Raw genomic sequence first — 23,507 nt, forward strand, 5'->3', positions numbered from 1 at the left:
TAGTCTGAATTAGCAGAGAAAAATCCTTCAGGAGAGAAGCCATGAAGTGGCAACAACGCGTTCGTGTCGCAACGGGACTGAGTTGCTGGCAGATAATGTTGCATTTACTGGTCGTGGCCGTACTGGTGATGGGCTGGATGAGCGGTACGCTGGTGCGTGTTGGCTTAGGCCTGTGTGTGGTTTACGGCGTGACCGTGCTGTCGATGCTGTTTTTGCAGCGTCACCATGAAGCACGCTGGCGTGAAGTAGGTGATGTGCTCGAGGAGCTGACCACCACCTGGTATTTTGGCGCGGCGATGATCGTCCTGTGGCTGCTGTCGCGCGTGCTGCAAAACAACCTGCTGCTGGCCCTGGCGGGTCTGACAATCCTCGCAGGGCCTGCGGTGGTCTCGTTACTGACCAAAGAGAAAAAGCTACGCGATGTTTCGTCTAAACATCGCATAGGCCACTGAACCCGTCGTGGCCGCGATGACCAGTAGCGGCCATAAACTTCCCCAGACAATGTCCAGACTCGCATCCTTCAGGTAGATCTGCTTGGTGATATCCGTAAAGTGTCGAATCGGGTTTATCCACGTCAGATCCTGTAACCAGACCGGCATGTTCTCTACCGGTGAGACGTACCCCGAAAGCAATATCGCCGGCATCATAAAGACGAATACCCCGATAAACGCCTGCTGCTGCGTGGAGCAGAGCGCCGAGATTAGCAGGCCAAACCCGACCAGCGACAGCCCGTAAATCACCATGGTGAAGTAAAACAGCGCCAGCGAACCGGCGAAGGGGATCTGGTATGCCCAAATCCCGACACCCAGCACAATGGTGGCCTGGAAGGTGGCGACAATCAGCGCCGGAATCGCTTTGCCGACGAAGATTTGCCAGGTTGCCAGCGGTGAGACCAGCAGCTGATCGAGCGTGCCTTGCTCGCGCTCGCGCGCCACGGAGAGCGAAGTGACGATCATCACGCCGATGGTGGTGATCATGGCGATCAGCGACGGCACCACAAACCACTTGTAGTCGAGGTTTGGGTTATACCAGTTCCGCACCACCAGCTCGCTGTTGTTGGGTTTGGGTTTGCCCGCCATCAGCTCCTGCTGATAATCCTTCACCACCTGCTGCAGATAATTGGCCGCAATCTGGGCGCTGTTGGAGTTGCGCCCGTCGAGGATGAGCTGCATCGGCGCGGTCTGGAAGGTGTCGAGATTGCGCGAGAAATCGGCCGGGAAACGCACCAGCAGCAGCGCTTTCTGGGTATCGATGGTCGGCTGGATCTCCTGCGGGCTTTTTAGCAGCAGCACGTGCGTAAAAGCTTTCGCGCGGGCGAAACGCTGGGTCAGCTCAATGGAATGTTTGCCGCTGTCCTCGTTATAAATCGCGATGGTGGCGTTAGTCACTTCAAGCGTGGCGGCAAACGGGAACAGCAGTACCTGAATTAATACCGGCAGTACCAGTATCGCGCGCGTCTGCGGCTCGCGCAGCAGCGACTGCAGCTCTTTGCGGATCAATGTCCATAAACGGTGAAACATTGTGTCGTCCTCCTGTCGGGCGGCGCGTACGCGAACCCGACCTACTAAATCCGTTGGTTAATCTAATCGCCGTTTGGTCTTCATCCACGTCAGGCCGATGAACATCACGGCCGACCCCATCAAAAACAGGATGTTGATAATCAGCACCGCCGGAATATTCCCGGCAAGGAAGAGGCTCTGTAAGGTACTCACGAAGTAGCGCGCCGGAATGATATAGGTCACCACCCGGATGGCCGCAGGCATGCTGTCTATCTGGAAGATAAAACCGGACAGCATAATCGACGGCAGGAACGCGGCGTTCAGCGCCACCTGCGCGGCGTTAAACTGGTTGCGGGTGACGGTGGAAATCAGCAGTCCCATGCCGAGCGTGCTCAGCAAAAACAGGCTGGTGATCAGGAACAGCAGCACCAGCGAGCCGCGGTATGGCACGCCGAGGATAAACACTGACACCAGCATACAGAGCAGCATCGCCAGCATGCCGAGGAAATAGTAGGGGATCAGCTTGCAGAGCAGCAGCTCCACCCGCGTGACCTCGGTTGAGAGCAGCGCCTCCATGGTGCCGCGCTCCCACTCGCGGGCAATCACCAGCGAGGTGAGGATCGCGCCAATCACCGTCATGATGATGGTCACCGCACCGGGAATAATAAAGTGCTGGCTGATGGCGGCGGGGTTAAACCAGTAGCGCGTCTGCACGTCGATCAGGGGCTCGAACGTTTCGCCGCGATCCTCGGCGCGCTGCATTTGCCACAGCTGCCAGATCCCCTCCGCGTAGCCCTGCACGAAGTTGGCGGTGTTAGGCTCGCTGCCGTCGGTAATCACCTGGATGGGCGCCTCGGTTCCGGCGCGCGCCATGTTGGCGGCAAAATCCACCGGAATGACGATCAGCCCGCGTATTTTCCCTGCCTGCATCTTCTGGATCAGTTCCTGGCGGTTGTCGCTAATCGTCGCGTCAATGTAGGGCGAGCCGGTCAGGGCGTGGGTAAAATCCAGCGCCTCTTTGCTCTGCTGCTCCAGCAACACCCCGACCCGCAGCTTGCTGGAGTCGAGGTTAATTCCGTAGCCAAAGATAAACAGCAGCAGCAGGGGGATCACCACTGCAATGAGCCAGCTGCTGGGATCGCGCACAATTTGCCGCGTCTCTTTGACGCACAGCGCGCGCACCCTGCGCCACGAAATGGCATTACTGCGCATGAGCATTCTCCTTATCCCAGTCGTGGATGAGGGTGATAAACGCCTGCTCCATGGTCGGGTCCGGGACGTCATCATCGGCGGCCTGCGCTTTGAGATCGTCCGGCGTGCCGTGAGCGATGAGCTTGCCGCGATAGACCAGCCCGATACGGTCGCAATACTCCGCCTCGTCCATAAAGTGGGTGGTGACCATCACCGTCACGCCTTTTTCCACCATGCTGTTGATGTGCAGCCAGAACTCGCGGCGGGTGAGCGGGTCAACGCCCGACGTCGGTTCATCGAGAAACAGAATATCCGGCTCGTGCATCAGCGAGCAGGCCAGGGCGAGGCGTTGCTTAAAGCCGAGCGGCAGTTCGTCGGTGGCATGGGAGGCGATGCTGGTCAGGCCAAACGCGTCGCGCATGCGGCTGATTTTTTCGTTCTGCGCCCGTCCCCGCAGGCCATAGACGCCGGAGAAAAAGCGCAAGTTTTGCTCGACCGTCAGGTTGCCGTAGAGCGAAAACTTCTGTGCCATATAGCCGAGGTGCTGGCGCGCCTTGCCGGAGCTGACCTTGAGGTCCATATCCAGCACCAGCGCTTTGCCGGAGGTAGGCACCAGCAGGCCGCACATCATTTTAAAGGTTGTGGATTTTCCCGCGCCGTTTGGCCCCAGCAGGCCAAAAATCTCGCCACGCTTCACCGTGAAGTTAACGTTATCCGTCGCGGCAAAATCACCAAATTTTTTGGTGAGCGATTTCGCCTCGATCACCGTTTCACCCGCCGTGCCCTCGACCGTATGCAGAATAGCGGCCAGCGGGGATTCCGACGTTCCCGCACCGCCGAGCAGGTCGATAAACGCATCCTCGAAGCGCGGGGCGGTTTCGTTTATCTCAATCTCAGGCATGCCCTGGGCCTGGCGGATATCGTCGGCGGTCGCCTCTTTTTTGAGGATCACGCGTACCGAACGGCCCTGAATCATGCCGTCGCTGACCTGCGGCAGTTTCAGGACCCGCTGCAGCAGCTGGCGGTTGGTCTCCTGCGGGCTGTGCAGCAGAAAGCTGCGCCCGGCCATGCTCTGCGTCAGCGCGGTGGGCTCGCCCTGATAGAGCAACTCTCCCTCGTTCATCAGCAGCACGTCGCGGCACTGCTCGGCTTCGTCGAGGTAGGAGGTGCTCCACAGAATTAACATGCCGTCGCCCGCCAGCTCATGCACCATCTGCCAGAGCTCACGGCGTGAGATCGGGTCGACGCCGACGCCGGGCTCATCAAGCAGCAGCACCTTCGGCTCACCTACAAGCGTACAGGCCAGCCCCAGCTTCTGCTTCATCCCGCCGGAGAGTTTCCCCGCCAGACGGTCGGTAAACGGCCCAAGCGAGGTGAACTCCAGCAGACGGGCGAAGGTTTTCTGCCGGGTATCACCGGTCACGCTGCGCAGGTCGGCGTACAGATTAAGGTTCTCCATTACCGTCAGATCTTCATACAGACCGAACTTTTGCGGCATATAGCCCAGCATGGCGTGGAGCGCACCGTCGTCGTTAATCGGATCGAGGCCGAGCACACTGGCCGAGCCTTCATCCGGCTTCAGCAGGCCCGCGAGCATGCGCATCAGCGTGGTTTTACCCGCGCCGTCCGGGCCAACCAGCCCGGTGACGTAGCCTTTTTGCAGCGTGCAGTTCAGCGGCGCGACGGCGGGTTTATCCATCCCGGCGAAGCGCTTGACCAGATTATTGAGCTGGATAACCGCGTCATTCATGTCGTTCCCCGTCGGTGAGTTTTACGGTCACGGGCATGCCCTGGCGCAGCGCATCGTCTGCATCGGTCACGATGATGCGCAGGCGGTAGACCAGATCGGTGCGCAGGTCCGGCGTTTCAACGGTTTTCGGGGTGAACTCGGCGGTGGGGGAGACAAAGCCGACCTTCCCGTGGTACGGCTTGTCCGGGCGTCCATCGGTGTACAGCAGCAACTCGCGGCCCGGCTGCATCTGGCCGAGATTCGGCTCATCAATATAGGCGCGTACCCACACCGGGCGGGTCAGGGAGAGCGTTAAGACGGTGCTGCCCGCGCTCAGGATGCTGCCCGGCTCCACGGCGCGGGTCATCAGCGTGCCGTCGGACGGGGCAACCAGGGTGGTGTCGCGCAGATCCAGTTCCGCCTGTGCCAGCTGCGCCTGCGCCTGCTCGAGGCTGGCTTTTGCCTGGGCGATATCCTGCGGGCGGTTACCTGTGCGGTACTGGCTCAATTTATCCTGCGCCGATTTCAGCGTCGCCTGAGCCTGATCGCGGGACGAACGCGCGTTTTCCAGGTCGTTGGCAGAAATCGTGCGGCTTTTCCACAGCCCCTGCTGGCGGTTATAGAAGTTCTTCGCGTAGTCATACGCCGCCTGCGCCTGTCTGACGGCGGCGGTGGCCTGGGCGATCTCTTCATCACGATAGCCAGCCTGCATCAAATCATACTGCGCCTGCGCGACGGAGACGCCCGCCTTTGCCTGCATCAGGGCGTTCTCGAAGGGCGCTTTATCCAGCATCCCCAGCGTCTGGCCGGTTTTGATAGCGTCACCTTCATCCACGTTGAGTGAGGCAAGTCGCCCCCCGACGCGGAAGCTCATATTCACGGTGCGAATATCTACGTTGCCGTAGAGCGTCAGGCCGCGATCCTGCTGGCTTTGATACCACAGCCAGCCGCCGATGCCCGCAGCAAGCAGAACAACGACCACCAGAATGATGGCGACAGGTTTTTTCATGACTTCAGGCTCCTTTGCGTTAAACCCTGCAGAATCAGGTCAACATGACAGGTAATGACCTGGCTTATCTGTGCGGCTTTATCCTCATCGAATTGTGTCCAGCCGGTACGTAGCAAAATGGTTTCTCGCCCCAGACGAAACGCGAGCACTTCGCCCAGCAGGGCGTGGGTATGCAAAATGGTGTTGGTGTCGTGCGCATCCTGGCCGGTATAAGCGGCGATCAGGCGGGTTAAATGGCCGTGCATCGGGTCAATCACCTGGCTGTGCACCAGCTGGTAGGCGGCAGTGGGGGAGAGCTGCTCGCGGGAGATAAATTTGCTCAGGCTCAGGGTGTCGTCGTGCGTCAGCAGGCGGATCATATTGTGGCAGGCATTGAGGATCAGCTGGCGGATAGCGGCCCGGTCGGGTGAGGGCTGGCTGAGCAGCGCACTTGCCTCCTCAACGTGTGGGCGGAAATTCTCGCCGATGAAATCGGCGATCCACTGCGCACAGGTGAGGTAAAGATCCTCTTTTGAGCCAAAATAGTAGGTAATGGCCGCGATGTTTTGTCCGGCCTGCGCGGCGATATCCCGCGTGGTGGCGTGGAGTCCATACTCGCCAAACTGCGCCAGCGCGGCGGCTATGAGCTGGCTTCTGGCCTGTTCACCTTTGGTGGTAGTCGGAGTCGTATTCATGGCGGTTTTAAAAATTAATCAATCGATTGATTAATATTATGCCCGGTTCCGGGGTTTGTCCAGCTGACTTCCCCAAAGAAAAGGGCTGTCGAGGCGCGGCTAAGGGATATTTTATGCGCCACGTCACAAAAGCTGCTACACTGCGCAACTTAACGACATTGTGGTTTTTGTCCTCCCTATTCGTAATATCTCCCTGAAAACTACACCAGTGACGGTCGGGGCGGTTCGGAGTTTTTATGTCTTTTGATTCCCTTGGCCTGAACCCGGAAATTCTGCGCGCAATCGCAGAGCAGGGCTACGTCGAGCCAACCCCTATTCAGCAGAAGGCGATTCCTGCCGTGTTGCAGGGCCGTGACCTGATGGCCAGCGCCCAGACCGGTACCGGAAAAACCGCGGGCTTTACCCTGCCGCTGTTAGAACTGCTGGTAAAAAACCAGCCGCACGCTAAAGGCCGTCGCCCGGTCCGTGCGCTGATCCTGACCCCAACCCGCGAGCTGGCCGCGCAAATTGGCGAGAACGTGCGTGATTACAGCCGCTATCTCAACATTCGCTCGCTGGTGGTTTTCGGCGGGGTGAGCATCAACCCGCAGATGATGAAGCTGCGCGGCGGCGTGGACGTGCTGGTGGCAACGCCGGGCCGTCTGCTGGATCTCGAACACCAGAACGCGGTGAAGCTCGATCAGATTGAAATTCTGGTGCTGGATGAAGCTGACCGCATGCTGGATATGGGCTTTATCCACGACATTCGCCGCGTGCTGGCTAAACTGCCTGCGCGTCGTCAGAACCTGCTCTTCTCCGCGACCTTCTCAGACGAGATCAAGGCGCTGGCTGAAAAGCTGCTGCATAACCCGCTGGAAGTGGAAGTGGCGCGCCGCAACACCGCCTCCGAGCAGGTGACGCAGCATGTTCACTTCGTGGATAAAAAACGCAAGCGCGAGCTGCTCTCCCAGATGATCGGGCAGGGCAACTGGCAGCAGGTGCTGGTCTTTACCCGCACCAAACACGGCGCCAACCACCTGGCGGAACAGCTGAATAAAGACGGCATCCGCAGCGCGGCAATCCACGGCAACAAGAGCCAGGGCGCGCGTACCCGTGCGCTGGCGGACTTTAAGTCTGGCGACATTCGCGTGCTGGTGGCAACGGACATCGCCGCCCGCGGTCTCGACATTGAAGAGCTGCCGCACGTGGTGAACTACGAGCTGCCAAACGTGCCGGAAGATTATGTTCACCGTATCGGCCGTACCGGTCGCGCGGCGGCCACTGGCGAAGCCCTCTCTCTGGTTTGCGTCGATGAACACAAACTGCTGCGCGATATTGAGCGTCTGCTGAAGAAAGAGATCCCGCGCATCACCACCGAAGGCTACGATGTCGATCCGTCTATTCAGGCGGAGCCGATTCAGAATGGTCGTCAGCAGCGTGGCGGCGGCGGGGGTCGTGGACAGCAGCAGCCGCGCCGTTCGGAAGGCGGCGCGCCGAAAGCATCCGGTAAACCGCCGCGCCGAAACGGCGAAGCGAAATCCGGCGGCGAGAACCCGTGGCGCAGCGGTGAAGCCCGGCCAGCAGGGGAAGGGCAGCGTCGACGCCGCCCGCGTAAACCTGCCAGCGTGTAGTTTTCTGGGATGATTGTCTGTTGGTTATAATTGAAGGTTACGTTCACCTTAATATCCACAGAATATAATACGTTCATTACCCGTGAACGTGACAAGGGGGCCACCGCGGCCCCCTTGTCAATCCCCGCGGCCCGCCATGAAATCGGTGCTTCGCACTGCGCTCACCTCCCGACCGTCTCCCTGCGGTCGGCTCGACTCGACGTCCTGTCTCGTTTCGCCTCTGGCCGCCATCCATGGCGTCCAGCCCTTGTCATCCGGTCTCCGGTTCGCCGATTTCTGCGGGACTCAACGGCGGTGCCACATTCAGGCGGCATAAAAGGTTGAGGGAGCGAGAGTCCGGCTGAAAATCGCCGAAGCGTTTCCTGAAGGTCGGGGCGACGCGCAGGGATGCGCGGCGAGGGCATAGCCTGCAGGGATGCAGGCTGGTGCCCGACCCGAAAGCCGGAAGGAATAAGCTGAGGGCACCGCGAAGCGGCGATTTTCTCTGCCGGGAGCCGGGATTGCTAAGGGGGCGGCGGTAGCCCCCTTAGCACGTTCACCGCAGAGAAATGACCAGGTAGCAGGATAGTTAAAGTGAACGGAACGATGCCACTGAAATAACAAAGAGCCTTTGTGTAGATTCGCTGCGAGGCTCTTGTCCTTACATCTGGACTTTTTCTTTTTGCGGCATCCGCCGGAAAGTGCCACAATAGTGGCTGTTTATACAGTATTTCAGGTTTACGATGGCTTTAACCGCGGCGCTCAAAGCGCAAATTGGCGCCTGGTATAAGGCGCTACAGCAGCAGATCCCCGACTTTATCCCCCGAGCGCCTCAGCGGCAGATGATTGCTGATGTGGCAAAAACGCTCGCCGGGGACGACGGGCGGCATCTGGCGATTGAAGCCCCGACGGGCGTCGGGAAGACCCTGTCGTATCTTATCCCCGGCATTGCGATTGCGCGGGAAGAGCAAAAAACGCTGGTGGTGAGTACCGCCAACGTGGCGCTGCAGGATCAAATCTTCAGCAAAGACCTGCCGCTGCTGCGCAAAATTATCCCCGATCTCCGTTTTACAGCCGCCTTTGGCCGCGGTCGCTACGTCTGCCCGCGTAACCTGGCGGCGCTCGCCAGCAGCGAGCCTGCGCAACAGGATCTGCTGGCGTTTCTTGATGATGAGCTGACGCCGAACAACAAGGCCGAGCAGGAGCGGTGCGCCAAACTGAAAACCGATCTCGACGGCTATAAGTGGGACGGACTGCGCGACCACACCAGCGAGGCCATCAGCGACGATCTCTGGCGCAGGCTGAGCACCGATAAAGCGAGCTGCCTGAACCGCAACTGCCACTATTACCGCGAATGCCCGTTCTTTGTCGCCCGCCGCGAGATTCAGGAAGCGGAAGTGGTGGTCGCAAACCATGCGCTGGTGATGGCGGCGCTTGAGAGCGAAGCCGTGCTGCCGGAGCCGAAAAACCTGCTGCTGGTGCTGGATGAAGGACACCATCTGCCGGACGTCGCGCGCGATGCTCTGGAGATGAGCGCCGAAATTACCGCCCCGTGGTTCCGCCTGCAGCTCGATCTGTTTTGCAAGCTGGTGGCAACCTGCATGGAGCAGTTCCGCCCGAAAACCACGCCACCGCTGGCGGTGCCTGAACGCCTCAACGAGCATTGCGACGAGGTGTACGGGCTAATCTCGTCGCTGAATAACATCCTCAACCTGTATCTGCCGCAGACCCAGGAGGCGGAACACCGCTTTGCCATGGGCGAATTGCCGGACGAGGTGATGGAGATTTGCCAGCAGCTGGCGAAGCACCTTGAGAAACTGCGCGGGCTGGCGGAGATGTTCTTAAACGACCTGAGCGAGAAAACCGGCACCCACGACGTGGTGCGGCTGCACCGTATTTTGTTGCAGATGAACCGCGCGCTCGGCATGTTTGAGGCGCAAAGCAAGCTCTGGCGGCTGGCCTCTCTGGCGCAGGCGTCCGGCGCGCCGGTCACCAAATGGGCGACCCGGGAAACGCGGGACGGGCAGGTGCACCTCTTTTTCCACTGCGTGGGTATTCGCGTTGCCGATCAGCTGGAAAAGCTTATCTGGCGCAGCGTGCCGCATGTCGTCGTCACGTCAGCCACGCTGCGTTCCCTGAACAGCTTCTCCAGGCTGCAGGAGATGAGCGGCCTTCGGGAGAAAGCGGGCGACCGCTTCGTGGCGCTGGATTCGCCGTTTAACCACTGCGAGCAGGGCAAGCTGGTGATCCCGCGTATGCAGTACGAGCCGCTTATCGACAACGAAGAGCAGCATATCGCCGAGATGGCGGCCTACTTCCGTGAGCAGCTTGAGAGCAAAAAATTCCCCGGCATGCTGGTGCTGTTTGCCAGCGGGCGCGCAATGCAGCGCTTCCTTGAACACGTCACCGACCTGCGGTTACTGCTGCTGGTGCAGGGCGATAAGCCCCGCTACCGGCTGGTCGAGCTGCACCGCCAGCGCATTGACGGCGGCGAGCGCAGCGTGCTGATCGGCCTGCAGTCGTTTGCGGAAGGGCTGGATCTGAAGGGGGATTATTTAACCCAGGTGCATATCCATAAAATCGCCTTCCCGCCTATCGACAGCCCGGTGGTGATCACCGAGGGCGAATGGCTGAAAAGCCTGAATCGCTATCCGTTTGAGGTGCAAAGCCTGCCGGCGGCGTCGTTTAACCTGATTCAGCAGGTGGGGCGCTTGATTCGTAGCCACGGCTGCTGGGGCGAGGTGGTGATTTACGATAAACGGCTGCTGACCAAAAATTACGGCCCGCGGTTGCTGAACGCCTTGCCCGTGTTCCCGATTGAACAGCCCGACGTGCCCGAGGTAAAAAAACGCCCGGCGAAAGTGATTGCCGGGCGTAAAAAAAGCATCCGTGCTAAGGGGCGCGGTCCTACTGGTAAGTGAATGTCACCTGCACAACGCTGTTAAACGTACCGGCGCTGACGGGCGTGGAGGTTGCATAGTAGCGGGCGGCCAGGGGGAACTCTGCCGTATGGTCGCTTTTGTTAATCACCACGTTAAAACTGGCCTGCGGCGAAATCAGGATGTTGTCCTGCCGATCGGCCAGCTCAAGCGCAAGGCCTTTTGCGCTGCCGGTATTGGCGAATTTCGTCGGGTGAACGCTGTCGGGCTGGCCGTAAAAAAAGGCGTTCGACAGCGTCAGGCTTGACGGACAATGCGACACCTTCAGGGAAAATTCTTTCCACTCTCCCGTATCGCCCACGCTTTTAAAGCTCGTTGCGGTTGCCTGGCCCAAATCGACGGTCAAATTTCGACTTGCGCTGTCTACGACGCAGGTGTTGGCATAGATATGTCCCGTTATCTGGAGATTAATGTCATCTGCATGGGCGCTCGTCATCAGCCCCAGCAGCGTTAACAACATGATTTTTTTCATCTGAGATCACTTATAGGCAAGCGTGACGGTTGCGACGGTGTTGGCAGGGCCAGGGGTCACAAGGGCAGCAGTTTGTTCGTAGCGCAACTCCAGCGGAATGCGCAGCGTCTGGTTGGCATAGGCTTCGGTCCCCAGCGACTCATATTCACCAAACGTCGGGATCATGCCGTCCACCAGCATTCTGACGCCGATGCCCGTGGCGACGCCGGTTTCCTGGGTGAGCTTAATCACGCCGGGGAACGCGCTCTCGTAGCCGTTGCCGCTGGTGACCTTCATTTCGGGCTGGACTGTCGTGTCGCAGTTAACGTTGACGTAGACCGTTTGCGCCGGATCGGAGAGCGTGCCGGTACCCACAAAATCGCTCAACGGGAAATCGCCCAGATTCACGGTCAGATCTTTTGGTGACACCGAGCAGGTCACCTGGTGGAGGATCACGTTGCCGGAGTAGGCGATAGTGTTGGGGCTGCCGATGCCTTCATGGGCAAAGACGCCGATGCCAAATTTGGTTTGCGACTGCACAAGCGTCCCCGAGATAACGTTATCGCTGGTTTTAACCAGTTCCAGGGTGACGTTGAAGCTGAACGACTGTTTGCCATCGGCAGAGATATAGCCAATCGGCGTTTCCCGGGAGTCACACTGAACGCCGCCCGCGCCTCTTATGCGTTGACCTTGTTCGTTCATCAGGGCGACGCCAATGCCCTCAACACCCGAATCATACACCCCCCTCATGCCGGGAATTTCTGAACCGGTGCCGTAGTAGCAGGAGACAATCTCAAGGCCGCTGTCGACGCTTTCATCGCAATTGCCCGCGACGTGAACGGTCTGCTCGGTACCGGGGATGGTTTCTCCCACCGGCAGGGTTGTCGGCACGGAAACCGAGGCAACGTTGATCATCTTCGGCATGTCCGGCGTCGTACAGGTGGCCTTTGCATGAGGCATAAAGAACGATGCCGTGCCCAGAACGAGAAGAAAGAAGAACGATTTAACGAGTTGCATATGCTAAGCCTTCACGATGGATTAGTGACACTGCGCAGCAGCGTTAATAATGTTGGTTTTATTTTTCTCGTCCGTAAGTACGTAGTTTGCGACACAGTGCTCGCTGGCGTCCTGCCCCCATGACACGTCGAGCTTGCCGTGCTTCGGCAGCCCGGAGAGATAGGTTTGGCCGTCAACGCCCACGATAAACTCGCTGTCTTTATCTCCCGTGGTGACCGTTGCGCCGAACGGCAGCGGTTTACCGCCGTGGGTCAGCGTCATCAGCACCCGGTTGCCCACGCGGGTGTTGAAGGTGGCGCGCACCACCGCGCCGCGGGTGGGGGTGACAATCTGCGCCGCGTGCGTCACGTCGGCATCGTCCGGCAGCGTTTCGGTATCCAACTCGATGGTGTTGTGCCGGTATGCGGTCACAAACGGCACCACGGTATAGCCGCGGAAGTCGGTCTCAACGCCGGTCTGGTTGGCGATGTGCGTCCCGTGCGTGCCCGGCGCTTTCACCAGGGCGATGGTTTCGCCCAGCGGCTGGCTCAGGGTGATGCCGTTGGCATGGGCGATAACCCCGCCCTGCAGGCCCATGTTGGCGGTGCGCTGGTTTTTATCCTGGCTCAGGCCGCCGCTCAGTTCGCCGTAGGTGGCCTTATAGTCGCCGTTCATGCTGGTTGAGTTGCCGTTACCTGAGGAGTCCAGACCTTCCTGAACGTTCCAGTTAAGGTTGTTCTCCTCCAGCGCTGTGCCGTTCACCCCGAGGTTCTGAACGGTGCCATCTTTGCTGTTGTTCATGTTGTAGGTAGCCCAGGTGTTGTGCATCCAGCGGTCGAGCGGAACCGAAACGCTCAGCGCGAACAGATTATCGTTGCTGACCGACTCGCCGTTTTCATCGCTGTCGTTGGTGTTTTTGTTCAGGCTGTAGCTCAGGCTGTAGGTGATGCCCTTCCAGCTGTTGTTGTAGCTGACGCTCATGGAGGTCATGTCCTGGCTCTGGGTCCAGTAGGTCTCTTTCACCAGGCTCAGCGTGACCGACCCCCAGCCTTCGCCCAGCGTCTGGTCGACGGTGGCCTCGGTACGGGCGCGACGCTGTTGCGGGGCTGACCAGTCGCTGGCATGGGTGTACGACTCCATGGTGTCTTCCAGGGTGTAGAACCCTTTGCTGTTGTAGCGATAGCCTGCCAGCGAGAAGTTGGTACCCGTCCCGGCAAAGTCTTTGCTGTAACGCAGGCGCCAGGATTGGCCTTTGCTGGCTTTCTGTTTCTTGAGCAGCGCTTTGGCGCGCGTGACATCAATGGAGAACGCCCCGAGATCGCCAAAGTTTTTCCCGGTGCCGAGCGCCGCGGAGTGGTAATGGCTGCTTTGCTGCATGCCGCCGTAGGCGGTGAAGCCGTACGGTAAACCATAGATGGCGCTGCCCTGGGCAAAGGGCGTTTTCTCGACGTCTTTATCGTAGGAACGATAGCGGCCCGCGGTTGCGCTGTACTTCAGGTGCTTTTCACGCTGCAAAACGGGGACAGAGGCGTAAGGCACCACAAAGTGGCGCTCGCTGCCGTCCGTCTCTTTTACGGTGACCTGTAAATCACCGCTGCTGCCGGTGGGGTACAAATCGTTAATTTCGAACGCGCCAGGCGCCACGGTGTTTTGATAAATGACGTAGCCGTTCTGGCGGACCACCACCTGCGCGTTGCTGTGCGCGGTCCCGCGAATGATAGGGGCGTAGCCTCTTTCGCTGTCCGGCAGCATGTCGCTGTCGGAGTTAAGCTGCACGCCGGTGTAGGGCACGCTGTCAAAGACGTCGGCCGGGGAGCTGCTCTGGCCCAGCGTCACATCGCTTTTCATCGCCACGATATCGCGTTGGGCATAGGTGTAAACCGACGAGAATTTCTGCTGCTCTTCGTGGCCGGTGGTGCTGCGGTTCCAGGTGGAATAGTTACGGATGCGCCACGCGCCGATGTTCAGGCCGGGGCGAAGGTTCACGTACTGGCTGCTGCTGTCCTGCATGCCGGGCTGGCGGGCCTGCGTCTGGCTGGCGGTGGCGCTGTAGTTGAGTATGCCGGCGGTGATCCCCTCATCAAATTCTTTCGGGTCGATATAGCCGCGCGGCACCTGGCCCAGCGCGGATTGCGGAATGCTCAACAGCAGCTGCTGATTGCTGACGCGAAACGTGGCCGAGGCCGCCGGAATGGCGTGCAGGTTGGCACATTTCCCCGCGCCCCCCAGCCCAGGAAACGATTTGGTTTTAATGCCGAGGCTCTTTAACTCGTCCAGACTAAAACAGGGCTGAAGCGAAGTCTCGCCCGACGCCGCTTTTTGCAGCGTAAAAGTGACGTCGCGGGTATCAATTTTATTGTTATTGATATAGATGGCGACCTGATATTTTCCAGGCGCCTGACCTGGTCCTTTTTCATAAACAGACAGGTCAGTTTTTTCCTGCTGTGGATTATCAACGTCGAGCAGCGCCGGGTTAAAATAATCATCTGCCCGCGTTTTTTGCGAAAAACCAATCACTGCCAGACCGCATATCAGGGTCAGCAGAGTCAGTAATCGGTAAACGGAAGGCAGCCTGAACTGCCTTCCTGGGGTAGAGGTATAAATAACCATTCAATCCACTGTTTGGCTGTCGATTAATGAACGGATGTAGACCAGCTTTTGCTGATGCTGCCGTAGTCAGTAATAATTGACCAGGTGACGTTAGAACCGCCGGTATGAGCAGGCAGTGCGATGCGCGTTTGCGTTTCTGGCACGGCCCAGCCGGCTTTATCAATTTTGTGGCCGTTCAGCGTGACGCTCTGGAAATTCATATAAAATGGCGTGGGGTTATTAACCACCAGGTTGTTGCCCTCGCGGTGCCATTCCAGCTTATCGGCCACGTCTTCCGGTTTGCCTTTAACCGATGCCGGGCGATAAAGTAATTTAATGCGCGTGTTGATGGCGATTTGCAGCGTATTCACGCCCTCAACGCGTTTTGATGAGGGAATGGCTTTAATATTCAGCCAAAAAAGCGACTCGCGATCTTCAGGTAAATTTCCGCCGGTGCGGACAACGCGCAATACGTTATCTTCTTTGGCATCCAGGCGAAAAAGGGGAGGCGTAATCAGAAACGGCGCTTTCGCCAGATTTTTACCGCCAGAATCCGCCCAGGACTGCACCAGATAATCTGTTGCATCCGGGTTTGAAATACCGATTGAGGATTCTTTTTTCCCTCCCTGGTAAATAAGGCGCGTGCCGTTAATAATCACGCCCGCATGTGCGGTCGCTGCTACCAGTAAAAGTGTGCTCAGTAAATAACCGTGACGCATAGCTGTTTCTCAAAATAAGGAAGGACTATTGATCACACGAAAAATAGTCCTTGAAGGATGATATCAGTTATAAATAACGGTGAATGTGGAGACGGAGTTTGCCGGGCCTGCGGTGACCGCTGCCTGGGTTTGAATATAACGCGCACCAAATTCAAGATCGTTAATGGCGGTTCCGGAAGCCAGAGGGTACTCTTTGGACGGCGTGTATAAGCTCACGGGTTGTTCAGAAGAGTCGAGCAGTTGGATCGCCACGCCGCTTGCCGCATCCGCATCCGGGGTCAGCGCCAGCGTCGTGTTGTTATTCGCATCTGGCGTACCGCCAAAATTGATGGACGCCGAGGTAACGGTTTCCGGGCAGTTTTTCAGCTCAATATCAAATTTCGTGGCGGTGCTGGTGGAGCCTGCACCGGTAAAGACCGTTTTCGAGACCTTGCCTAAGGTCACGTTCAACGGATTACTTAAACCATTTACAACCTGACACGCGGAATCAATGATTTCGCCCGTAAAGTTGATTTGTCCTTCTCCGTCCGTTGCCGCAAAAGCGGAGGCCGAGCAGCCCACAACGGATGCGACGAAGAGACCTAACGCAATCTTATTCATAATTAATCCTGATGTAGGGCGGAGACCTTGCCTGGAAGTTTCCGCCGTTGTTCCTCACTAACTTCGGTCGATATTTAAACAAAATCCTGGCAGAGAAGATTCTTGTATTCAGCTCACAAATAATTGAACTTTTTCTTGCATTATTTTTTATGTTCAAAAACGCGGGCGCTGTTTTCGGGGATAAAAGGCTATCTGGCGGGACTTCATCAGGGCTATAGTGAGAGCACTATGCAGAAAGGAGAAATGTCGTGGATTATCGCAAAATTATCAAAGAAGTAGGGCGCGGGAAAAACCACGCTCGCGACCTGGATCGTGAAACTGCCCGCGCGCTCTACAGCCATATGCTGAACGGCGAAGTACCCGATCTGGAAATGGGCGGCATACTGATTGCCCTGCGGATCAAGGGGGAAGGGGAAGCCGAAATGCGCGGTTTTTACGACGCCATGCAGGCGCAAACAATCCGCCTGACGCCACCGGTGGCAAAACCAATGCCGATTGTTATTCCCAGCTATAACGGCGCGCGCAAGCAGGCGAACCTGACGCCGCTGCTGGCGATCCTGCTGCACAAGCTCGGTTTTCCGGTGGTGGTGCACGGGGTGAGTGAAGATCCTACGCGCGTTCTGACCCAGACCATTTTTGAACAGCTGGGGATTGAGCCGACCCTGCACGCCGGCCAGGCGCAGGCAAAGCTCGACAGCCATCAGCCCGTTTTTATTCCGGTGAAAGCGCTCTGCCCGCCGCTGGAGAAACAGCTGGATATGCGCTGGCGAATGGGGGTGCGTAACAGCGCCCACACCCTGGCAAAGCTGGCGACGCCGTTTGCGGAAGATGCCGCGCTGCGTCTCTCCAGCGTGTCGCATCCGGAGTATGTCACCCGCGTAGGCACCTTCTTTGACGCGATCGGCGGCAGGGCGTTACTGATGCACGGTACGGAAGGGGAGGTGTATGCCAACCCGCAGCGCTGCCCACAGCTGGTGCTGATCGACGCACAGGGCACGCGCGCGCTGCTTGAGCGCGGCGAGGAGAACATAGACGTTATCCTGCCTGCGGCGAAAGATCCGCATACCACCGCACGCTGGATTGAACAGTGTCTGGCAGGCAATGTCCCCGTACCGCGCGCGATAATGCTGCAGATGGCGTGTTGTCTGCTGGCGACGGGTGAGGTGGCGACGCTGGACGCAGGGCTTGAGCGCGTGGCGCAGGCGGTTTAGGCAAAAAAAAGCCCGTCCAGTGGCGGACGGGCAAACAAAGGGTAACAACAACAGGGTCAATGAGGGTTGGAGCATCTCACCAGAGGGTAAGGTGAGGGTGGAGCATAATGCGTTCGCTTATTTGTAGATAACCGCGGTACCGCTTAACTTGTTATTGTTGTTCGCGGAGGTGATGGTGTATCCACTTGCGCCGGCAGCCGCTGCTTTCTCAGCCAGTTTTGCTTCCAGGCCGTCCAGCGTGGTGGCGCCTTCAGCACTGACCACACCGATTTTGTTCATGTTCTGCGCCTGAGTGGCGGAGACAGGCTCTGCGGCGAAAGCGCCAAAGGACAGAGCGGAAAGGGCAACAGCGGCAGCAGCATATTTGATGGTTTTCATGATTATTCTCTCGCAGATGATTCTGTTAAGGGGACGATGTTCCGTCGATGTGATAAGTATCACGGTTTTTTGCGGAGGATAAAATCGAAGAGAATTGACGTGGTTGCTCAAAAAAATTGAATGACAAATAACATATTGAATAGTAATAACTTCAGCGAAGCGATTTACGTTTCTTGCCGCTGCGCTTTACAGAAGCCGCGTGAAGGGCACGATTTGCTACGCGGTTCGCTGAAAAGCGTGAGCGTAAAGGAAACCGCTTTCGTCGTGAATTTGCGTAAAGCCAGGTCAACGTAACTGGCTGTCTTTCGATCCTCTGCGATTATATCCTGCGTGTGAAGTATTATGCGAATCTTTATCCTGCTGGCAGGTGATGCATAACCGCACGCCGGGGATGGCTTTTCGCCGCGCCTCGGGAATGGGATCGCCACACTCTTCACATTCATACAAACTCTCACCACGCGGAATTTCACCGCGAGCGCGGGCAACAGCATCTTCAATGGTACTGTTGATCTGTTCGTTTACTGCGTCGTCATTTGCCCAGCCGGAAGCCATGGCATCCTCCAGTGTCGTGTTTAGATAAGTGGTGTTTATATAAAGTATAGGATCGATATGGGGTTAAAAGGTGAACGTACAAGGCGCGGTAGGGTGAAACTGCATCTGTTGCCCAGATGCAGTCGGGGGCGGAACGTTATTTATAGATAGTGGCTGTGCCGTACATATGGTTATCGCCACCGGCGGCGTTCACCACAAAACCTTTCGCACCTTCTTCACGGGCTTTTTCAGCCAGCTTGCTCTGAAGATCGTCAAGGTTGCTTGCGCGGCTGACGGAGACAGTACCGGCAGGGCGCAGCTGGCTGGTGTCGTTGCTGGGGGTGAGAGGCTCTACAGACCAGGCAGAAAATGAGGCGGTCGCGAGTGCTCCGGCGATGACAGCGAGGGACAAGTATTTTTTCATAATCACATCCTCCGGGAGAAACAACGGGTGATTCCAGTTAAGTTTAGATGCCCTGAGAGTGTGATTTAGCGCAAAAATTTGATGATGATCTGCTTATTTTTTGAACGATCTTAATTGACAAAACGCTGACAGATCATAGACATACACGCCGTTGATTTTTGTCGCTTTTTTGTTCGCCTCACAGAAATATTTACCGTTGGGTCAGCAAAGGGTATCTTACGCCGCTGTTTAAAGGAGAACGCCATGACTTCCCAAAAGCCCGGATTGCACCCCCGTAATCGCCACCGCAGCCGTTATGACATGAATGCCCTGTGCCAGAGCTGCCCGGAGCTAAAGACTTTTATCGTCCAGACCCCGGCCGGTGAGCCCTCGGTTAACTTTGCCGATCCGCAGGCGGTAAAAGCGCTGAACAAAGCGCTGCTGGCCCATTTCTACGGCGTGACGCACTGGGACATTCCTGAAGGCTTTCTCTGCCCGCCCGTACCCGGCCGTGCCGATTACGTTCACCACCTTGCCGATCTGCTGGCCGACGATTGCGGCGGCGTGGTTCCCGCGCAGGCAAGCGTTCTGGATATCGGTACCGGGGCGAACCTGATTTACCCGCTTATTGGCGCGCATGAATACGGCTGGCGTTTTACCGGCAGTGAAACGGGCGCAGAGGCGTTCTCAAGCGCGCAGGCCATCATCAATGCCAACCCGGGGTTAAGCCGCGCGGTTCGTCTGCGTCGCCAGAAAGATGCGTCGTCGATTTTCAACGGCATCATTCATAAGAACGAACAGTACGATGCCACGATGTGCAACCCGCCGTTCCATGACTCCGCGGCAACCGCCCGTGCGGGCAGCGAGCGTAAGCGTCGCAATCTGGGCCAGGCGCAAGATGCGGCGCTGAACTTTGGCGGCCAGCAGCAGGAGCTGTGGTGTGAAGGCGGTGAAGTGGCGTTTATCCTGCGCATGATTGATGAGAGCAAAGCCTTTGGCCGTCAGGTGAAGTGGTTCACGACGTTAGTTTCACGCGGCGACAACCTGCCGCCGCTGTACCGTGCCCTGACCGATGCGGGCGCGGTAAAAGTGGTGAAAAAAGAGATGGCGCAGGGGCAGAAGCAGAGCCGATTCATCGCATGGTCGTTTATGGACGATAACAAACGCCGCAAATAATGTGTCCCGCAGGCCGGGTAAGGCGAAGCCGCCACCCGGCAACCAGGCTACAGCGTTGGCTCCTGAGGCGGCAGCGGTGTGGCCGAAGGCGGCGAGACGACCTGATACGTCTGCACCGGCATCCGCACATCCGCCAGATCGAAATGTTTCTTCACCATGCTGTCGAGCGCGAAGCGCACCGTCCACTGCTTCAGCGGCTGGGTGGTGAACGACACGCGTAGCGTAAAGGCGGTGTTCGTCAGCCCGACAATGCCCGCAAACGACGGCTCGCCAATCACCAGCCCGCGAATGTTCTCCATCTCCATCAACTCCGCTACCGCATCCTGCAGCGCCTGCTTCGCTTTATCGGCATCTTCATGGCGATCCACATCGTAATTCGCCACGACCGAACCAATCCCGCGCACAAAGTTGGCGAAGGTGGTGATCGAGGACCAGGGAATGATGTGGTATGCGCCGGTATCCTGACGCACGCCCACGGAGCGAATCGACATCCGCTCCACCGTGCCGGTGAGCGGCCCGATGGTCACCAGGTCGCCGGTGTTCATCCCGTTCTCAAACTGGATGAAGATACCGGTGATGATGTCCTTCACCAGCGTCTGGGAGCCGAAAGAAATAGCCAGCCCCAGGGCACCGGCACCTGCCAGCAGCGGTGCGATATTCACGCCGATTTCAGAGAGCACGATCATGATGGTGATGGTACTGATAATCACCGCCAGCGCGTTGCGAAACAGGGTCAGCAGCGTGCGGGCGCGGGCGCTTGGCAAGGGCCTGCCGTGAATATCCGAGACCAGACGGTTTTCGATCAGGCTCGCCAGCAGCGTCCAGCCTACGGCAGAGAAGAACAGAATCAGCGCAATGCGGATCAGAATATCGACGGTCTTTTCCCCCGCGCCGTTGTGCAGCCAGTTCCAGAAATCGAACAACCCCCAGGCGTTCAGGAGCAACATAATGGCGACGCACACCGTCAGAATGCGCGCCACCTTCAGGGACACCGACATCCAGCCGTTAACCCGTTTTTGCAGCTCCGGATAGTTGCGCTGAACGTGCGGGGAGAGGGTGATGGTTTTCGAGATCCAGCGCGACAGCAGGCCCGAGACAAACGCCGCGATGCCGATAATCGCCAGGCTTTTGAACGTCGCCCCCATCATAAATTTCAGGCTGTTGCCCGGATCAAACAGCGAGAAGAAGCACAGCACGATAAAGTACGCGCTTGCCAGCCAGTGCCAGACCAGCGCGAAGGCGCGAATAAAAAGGCTGAAGAAGGAAAGGGAGCGGTCGGCCAGATGCAGCAAACTCTCGGTAATGGCTTTTTTATTGTGAAAGATAAGGTACAAGGCCCAGACGGTGATGCAGATCATGATCAGCACGTTCGCCAGCGCGCCGAACTGCACGTTCACCTGGTTGGAGATAATCGGCACGGCAACCAGCAGACCGTAGCCAATCAGGCCGCTGAGCACGCTCAGACGTAAGGCCCAGTATTTTGCGGTGCGTTCCTGAATCGAAAAGGGGCGCAGCTCCGGGACGTGTGGGCAGAAGAGTAAACGCAGCAGCGCTTTGAAAAATTCGATCAGAGCGAAGGCGTTGAGGAAAAGCGCCTGCTGAAAGGCGATGGTTTTATTGCCCGTATTGAGACGATCGGCAAGCACCTGGCCGATAGACAGGGTCAGCGCCAGCAGCAGTAAGTCGATGATAAACGCCAGGGCGATCATCGCCGGCAAATGCAGCCAGCTGCTTTTCTCGCGGTTCTTTTTACGTCCCCATTGGCCCATCTTGCGATACAGCGGCCAGGCGCACAGGCGCACCAGCGAGTAAAAAATGAATACCGTGCCTGCCAGGATGAGAAATTGCGTGGCGGCGGCAGAGAAGGTTTGGGGATTGAACGGCTTGTGGGGAGAACCAATCAGGTTGCGGTAGAGCTGGGCAAAACGTGAGGCGAGGGCATCGCCGTAGTGGCGGCTGACGTCGGTGACATTCTCCAGCACCGTTTTTTGTTCTTTCTCATCGGGTGGGGCGATCGCCGGGACATCTTCCTGCGGTGGCGTTGCCGCGACTTTACGCAGTTGACCTATTAATTCCTGCCGGGACGCATCATTTTCAAGCACGTCGGCCAGCGCGCTGTAGGCGGCTTTCTTCTGTTCGGCGTCCGGTTCCGGTGGGGGCGTATTTTGCTGTGTAGCGGCGGTTCCGGTTGTTACACCCGGTATCGCAACGGCAAGCGAGGGAGCACTAAAAAGGCTAATCAACAGCAACAGGATCCACGGCACGGCGTCCTCCGGCGAAAATGTCCAGCAAAATGATAAGTATAGAGTGCGGGGAACCGGGGGGGATTTTTGGGAACAATCTGGCGTTAAAAAGCCGGGCATGCCCGGCTTGATGTTTAACGGCCAGCCGTCATCAGGAGACGTGCTGCAGGAACTCCTGCAGGCGCTGGCTTGGCGGGTTGGCAATCAGCTCCTGCGGGTTGCCGTCTTCGGCAATGCGGCCTTTATCGATGAAGATCAGGCGAGACGCCACTTTCTCCGCGAAGCCGATTTCGTGGGTCACGATCACCATCGTCATCCCTTCTTCGGCAAGGTCCTGCATGACTTTCAGCACTTCGTGACGCAGCTCGGGGTCAAGCGCAGATGTCGGCTCATCGAACAGCATCATCTTGGGTTTAACCGCCAGCGCGCGGGCAATCGCTACGCGCTGCTGTTGACCACCGGACAGCTCGGACGGGTAGTGATGCGCCCGCTCGGCGAGGCCCACTTTGGCGAGCAGATCTTTTGCCAGCGCTTCGGCTGCCGCTTTATTGGCACCGCGCACGCGCAGGGGGCCAAACATCACGTTTTCCAGCGCCGTGAGGTGCGGGAACAGGTAGAACTGCTGGAACACCATCCCGGCTTCCTGGCGGATCAGTCGCTCGTCAACCTTCGGATCGTTGACCTTCAGGCCATCGACAACCAGATCGCCGCTGGTGATCTCTTCCAGCTTGTTGATGCAGCGCAGCAGGGTTGATTTACCGGAACCGGACGGCCCGATAATGACCACCACTTCACCCTGTTGAATGTTGAGGTCAATATTGTGCAGCACCTTCGTCGGGCCAAAGTGCTTGGAAACGTTTTTAAATTCAATCACAGGATTTTCATCCTTCTTTCAAGACGACGCAGAACAAAGCTCAGAACCAGGGTGATGATCAGGTAGACGACGGCTACCGCACTCCAGATTTCCAGCGCACGGAAGTTGCCCGCGATAATCTCCTGGCCCTGACGGGTCAGTTCGGCTACCCCGATAACAATAAACAGCGACGTATCTTTAATGCTGATGATCCACTGGTTACCCAGCGGCGGCAGCATGCGGCGCAGCGCCAGCGGCAGGATCACGTGGCGGATGGTTTCGCGACGGGAAAGCCCCAGCGCCAGACCTGCTTCGCTGAAGCCCTTATGGATCGACAGCACCGCGCCGCGGGTAATTTCCGCAATGTAGGCACCGGAGTTGATCATAATAGTGACAACGGCGGCGCTGAACGGGTCAATGCGCAGGTCGTTGAAAGCCATAGGCAAGGCGAAGTAAATGAACATAACCTGCACGACAATCGGCGTGCCGCGGATCACTTCGATGAAAACCAGCGCGATGTGGTTAGCAATCCAGCCGCCGTAGGTGCGGGCGAAACCGGCAACAAGGCCGATAATCAACCCGCCAACCAGACCGAGGACCGAAATCCACAGGGTCATTTTGGCGCCTTCAAGCAAGAGAGGAATGGCAGGCCAGATGGCGCTCCAGTCAAACTGCATGATGTATTCCTGTATACCGTGGTGAAAAACAAAAAACGAAAAAGGTAGGC

21 protein-coding genes are annotated in these 23,507 nt (G+C 57.7%); 5 read left to right on the forward strand and 16 right to left on the reverse strand.

Annotated features, from left to right (window positions below):
- Positions 1-41: 41 nt before the first annotated feature.
- On the forward strand, positions 42-452 hold the full coding sequence (locus QLG21_RS17750; RefSeq protein WP_137849024.1) for a YbhQ family protein: 411 nt from the start codon (positions 42-44) through the stop codon (positions 450-452).
- On the opposite strand, the gene QLG21_RS17755 is transcribed toward QLG21_RS17750, so the two are convergent.
- From QLG21_RS17755 to cecR, 5 genes are read right to left on the reverse strand one after another with little or no spacing between them, the layout of a single operon-like run.
- Positions 414-1,520, reverse strand: coding sequence for an ABC transporter permease (locus tag QLG21_RS17755; RefSeq protein WP_058610584.1), 1,107 nt, complete (start codon positions 1,518-1,520; stop codon positions 414-416). The genes QLG21_RS17750 and QLG21_RS17755 overlap by 39 nt on opposite strands.
- A gap of 57 nt (positions 1,521-1,577) precedes the next feature.
- On the reverse strand, positions 1,578-2,711 hold the full coding sequence (locus QLG21_RS17760; RefSeq protein ID WP_042321052.1) for an ABC transporter permease: 1,134 nt from the start codon (positions 2,709-2,711) through the stop codon (positions 1,578-1,580).
- Positions 2,701-4,440 carry an ATP-binding cassette domain-containing protein gene (locus QLG21_RS17765; protein WP_101738015.1) on the reverse strand — a complete coding sequence of 580 codons (1,740 nt, stop codon included), beginning with the start codon at positions 4,438-4,440 and terminating at the stop codon, positions 2,701-2,703. The genes QLG21_RS17760 and QLG21_RS17765 overlap by 11 nt, the downstream gene beginning before the upstream one ends.
- Positions 4,433-5,428, reverse strand: coding sequence for a secretion protein HlyD (gene hlyD, locus QLG21_RS17770; RefSeq protein ID WP_137849023.1), 996 nt, complete (start codon positions 5,426-5,428; stop codon positions 4,433-4,435). Before hlyD ends, QLG21_RS17765 begins: the two co-directional genes overlap by 8 nt.
- Positions 5,425-6,102 carry a transcriptional regulator CecR gene (cecR, locus tag QLG21_RS17775; RefSeq protein ID WP_282484899.1) on the reverse strand — a complete coding sequence of 226 codons (678 nt, stop codon included), beginning with the start codon at positions 6,100-6,102 and terminating at the stop codon, positions 5,425-5,427. Before cecR ends, hlyD begins: the two co-directional genes overlap by 4 nt.
- 236 nt (positions 6,103-6,338) lie before the next feature.
- On the opposite strand from cecR, the gene rhlE reads away from it, so the two are divergent.
- Positions 6,339-7,712, forward strand: coding sequence for an ATP-dependent RNA helicase RhlE (gene rhlE / locus QLG21_RS17780; RefSeq protein WP_088207636.1), 1,374 nt, complete (start codon positions 6,339-6,341; stop codon positions 7,710-7,712).
- A gap of 722 nt (positions 7,713-8,434) precedes the next feature.
- On the forward strand, positions 8,435-10,612 hold the full coding sequence (gene dinG / locus QLG21_RS17785; RefSeq protein ID WP_058610588.1) for an ATP-dependent DNA helicase DinG: 2,178 nt from the start codon (positions 8,435-8,437) through the stop codon (positions 10,610-10,612).
- On the opposite strand, the gene QLG21_RS17790 is transcribed toward dinG, so the two are convergent.
- From QLG21_RS17790 to QLG21_RS17810, 5 genes are all read right to left on the reverse strand, one after another.
- Complete coding sequence (locus tag QLG21_RS17790) at positions 10,599-11,102, reverse strand: fimbrial protein (protein WP_006177280.1); 504 nt, start codon at positions 11,100-11,102, stop codon at positions 10,599-10,601. The genes dinG and QLG21_RS17790 overlap by 14 nt on opposite strands.
- A gap of 6 nt (positions 11,103-11,108) precedes the next feature.
- Positions 11,109-12,098 carry a fimbrial protein gene (locus QLG21_RS17795; RefSeq protein ID WP_282484900.1) on the reverse strand — a complete coding sequence of 330 codons (990 nt, stop codon included), beginning with the start codon at positions 12,096-12,098 and terminating at the stop codon, positions 11,109-11,111.
- A 21-nt stretch (positions 12,099-12,119) separates the two neighbouring features.
- Positions 12,120-14,687: a fimbria/pilus outer membrane usher protein gene (locus QLG21_RS17800; RefSeq protein ID WP_282484901.1), complete on the reverse strand. Its 2,568-nt coding sequence runs from the start codon at positions 14,685-14,687 to the stop codon at positions 12,120-12,122.
- A 23-nt stretch (positions 14,688-14,710) separates the two neighbouring features.
- The gene (locus QLG21_RS17805) at positions 14,711-15,385 is read right to left on the reverse strand and encodes a molecular chaperone (protein WP_282484902.1); all 675 of its coding nucleotides are present in this window, start codon (positions 15,383-15,385) and stop codon (positions 14,711-14,713) included.
- A gap of 63 nt (positions 15,386-15,448) precedes the next feature.
- On the reverse strand, positions 15,449-15,985 hold the full coding sequence (locus QLG21_RS17810) for a fimbrial protein (protein WP_282484903.1): 537 nt from the start codon (positions 15,983-15,985) through the stop codon (positions 15,449-15,451).
- A gap of 248 nt (positions 15,986-16,233) precedes the next feature.
- Between QLG21_RS17810 and ybiB the strand changes: the two genes are divergently transcribed.
- Positions 16,234-17,196, forward strand: coding sequence for a DNA-binding protein YbiB (ybiB, locus tag QLG21_RS17815; RefSeq protein WP_282484904.1), 963 nt, complete (start codon positions 16,234-16,236; stop codon positions 17,194-17,196).
- Between the two features lie 117 nt (positions 17,197-17,313).
- Here the strand turns inward: ybiB and ybiJ are convergent, their stop codons facing one another.
- The 3 genes from ybiJ to mcbA all read right to left on the reverse strand — a co-directional run bounded on the left by ybiJ (position 17,314) and on the right by mcbA (position 18,529).
- Positions 17,314-17,574 carry a DUF1471 family protein YbiJ gene (gene ybiJ / locus QLG21_RS17820; protein WP_282484905.1) on the reverse strand — a complete coding sequence of 87 codons (261 nt, stop codon included), beginning with the start codon at positions 17,572-17,574 and terminating at the stop codon, positions 17,314-17,316.
- A gap of 285 nt (positions 17,575-17,859) precedes the next feature.
- Positions 17,860-18,126, reverse strand: coding sequence for a DksA/TraR family C4-type zinc finger protein (locus tag QLG21_RS17825; RefSeq protein ID WP_006177289.1), 267 nt, complete (start codon positions 18,124-18,126; stop codon positions 17,860-17,862).
- Between the two features lie 136 nt (positions 18,127-18,262).
- On the reverse strand, positions 18,263-18,529 hold the full coding sequence (mcbA, locus tag QLG21_RS17830; protein ID WP_042321058.1) for a DUF1471 family periplasmic protein McbA: 267 nt from the start codon (positions 18,527-18,529) through the stop codon (positions 18,263-18,265).
- Positions 18,530-18,772: 243 nt separating this feature from the next.
- On the opposite strand from mcbA, the gene rlmF reads away from it, so the two are divergent.
- The gene (gene rlmF, locus QLG21_RS17835; protein WP_167519808.1) at positions 18,773-19,684 is read left to right on the forward strand and encodes a 23S rRNA (adenine(1618)-N(6))-methyltransferase RlmF; all 912 of its coding nucleotides are present in this window, start codon (positions 18,773-18,775) and stop codon (positions 19,682-19,684) included.
- 47 nt (positions 19,685-19,731) lie between these two features.
- On the opposite strand, the gene ybiO is transcribed toward rlmF, so the two are convergent.
- The 3 genes from ybiO to glnP form a co-directional block, all read right to left on the reverse strand.
- Positions 19,732-21,948 carry a mechanosensitive channel protein gene (gene ybiO, locus QLG21_RS17840; protein ID WP_058610594.1) on the reverse strand — a complete coding sequence of 739 codons (2,217 nt, stop codon included), beginning with the start codon at positions 21,946-21,948 and terminating at the stop codon, positions 19,732-19,734.
- Between the two features lie 130 nt (positions 21,949-22,078).
- Entirely contained in the window at positions 22,079-22,801 is a 723-nt protein-coding gene (glnQ, locus tag QLG21_RS17845) for a glutamine ABC transporter ATP-binding protein GlnQ (RefSeq protein ID WP_006177294.1), read from the reverse strand.
- Positions 22,798-23,457 (reverse strand): glutamine ABC transporter permease GlnP, encoded by a 660-nt coding sequence (gene glnP / locus QLG21_RS17850; RefSeq protein WP_010428919.1) that lies wholly within the window; start codon positions 23,455-23,457, stop codon positions 22,798-22,800. Before glnP ends, glnQ begins: the two co-directional genes overlap by 4 nt.
- Positions 23,458-23,507: the final 50 nt, after the last annotated feature.

The organism is Enterobacter sp. V87_3, from assembly GCF_029967835.1.
GTDB lineage: Bacteria > Pseudomonadota > Gammaproteobacteria > Enterobacterales > Enterobacteriaceae > Enterobacter > Enterobacter cancerogenus.

Coding starts and splice junctions, on each gene's coding strand:
- QLG21_RS17750 (WP_137849024.1), top strand. CDS start 42: ATGAAGTGGCAACAACGCGTTCGTGTCGCAACGGGACTGAGTTGCTGG.
- QLG21_RS17755 (WP_058610584.1), bottom strand. CDS start 1,520: ATGTTTCACCGTTTATGGACATTGATCCGCAAAGAGCTGCAGTCGCTG.
- QLG21_RS17760 (WP_042321052.1), bottom strand. CDS start 2,711: ATGCGCAGTAATGCCATTTCGTGGCGCAGGGTGCGCGCGCTGTGCGTC.
- QLG21_RS17765 (WP_101738015.1), bottom strand. CDS start 4,440: ATGAATGACGCGGTTATCCAGCTCAATAATCTGGTCAAGCGCTTCGCC.
- hlyD (WP_137849023.1), bottom strand. CDS start 5,428: ATGAAAAAACCTGTCGCCATCATTCTGGTGGTCGTTGTTCTGCTTGCT.
- cecR (WP_282484899.1), bottom strand. CDS start 6,102: ATGAATACGACTCCGACTACCACCAAAGGTGAACAGGCCAGAAGCCAG.
- rhlE (WP_088207636.1), top strand. CDS start 6,339: ATGTCTTTTGATTCCCTTGGCCTGAACCCGGAAATTCTGCGCGCAATC.
- dinG (WP_058610588.1), top strand. CDS start 8,435: ATGGCTTTAACCGCGGCGCTCAAAGCGCAAATTGGCGCCTGGTATAAG.
- QLG21_RS17790 (WP_006177280.1), bottom strand. CDS start 11,102: ATGAAAAAAATCATGTTGTTAACGCTGCTGGGGCTGATGACGAGCGCC.
- QLG21_RS17795 (WP_282484900.1), bottom strand. CDS start 12,098: ATGCAACTCGTTAAATCGTTCTTCTTTCTTCTCGTTCTGGGCACGGCA.
- QLG21_RS17800 (WP_282484901.1), bottom strand. CDS start 14,687: ATGGTTATTTATACCTCTACCCCAGGAAGGCAGTTCAGGCTGCCTTCC.
- QLG21_RS17805 (WP_282484902.1), bottom strand. CDS start 15,385: ATGCGTCACGGTTATTTACTGAGCACACTTTTACTGGTAGCAGCGACC.
- QLG21_RS17810 (WP_282484903.1), bottom strand. CDS start 15,985: ATGAATAAGATTGCGTTAGGTCTCTTCGTCGCATCCGTTGTGGGCTGC.
- ybiJ (WP_282484905.1), bottom strand. CDS start 17,574: ATGAAAACCATCAAATATGCTGCTGCCGCTGTTGCCCTTTCCGCTCTG.
- QLG21_RS17825 (WP_006177289.1), bottom strand. CDS start 18,126: ATGGCTTCCGGCTGGGCAAATGACGACGCAGTAAACGAACAGATCAAC.
- mcbA (WP_042321058.1), bottom strand. CDS start 18,529: ATGAAAAAATACTTGTCCCTCGCTGTCATCGCCGGAGCACTCGCGACC.
- rlmF (WP_167519808.1), top strand. CDS start 18,773: ATGACTTCCCAAAAGCCCGGATTGCACCCCCGTAATCGCCACCGCAGC.
- glnP (WP_010428919.1), bottom strand. CDS start 23,457: ATGCAGTTTGACTGGAGCGCCATCTGGCCTGCCATTCCTCTCTTGCTT.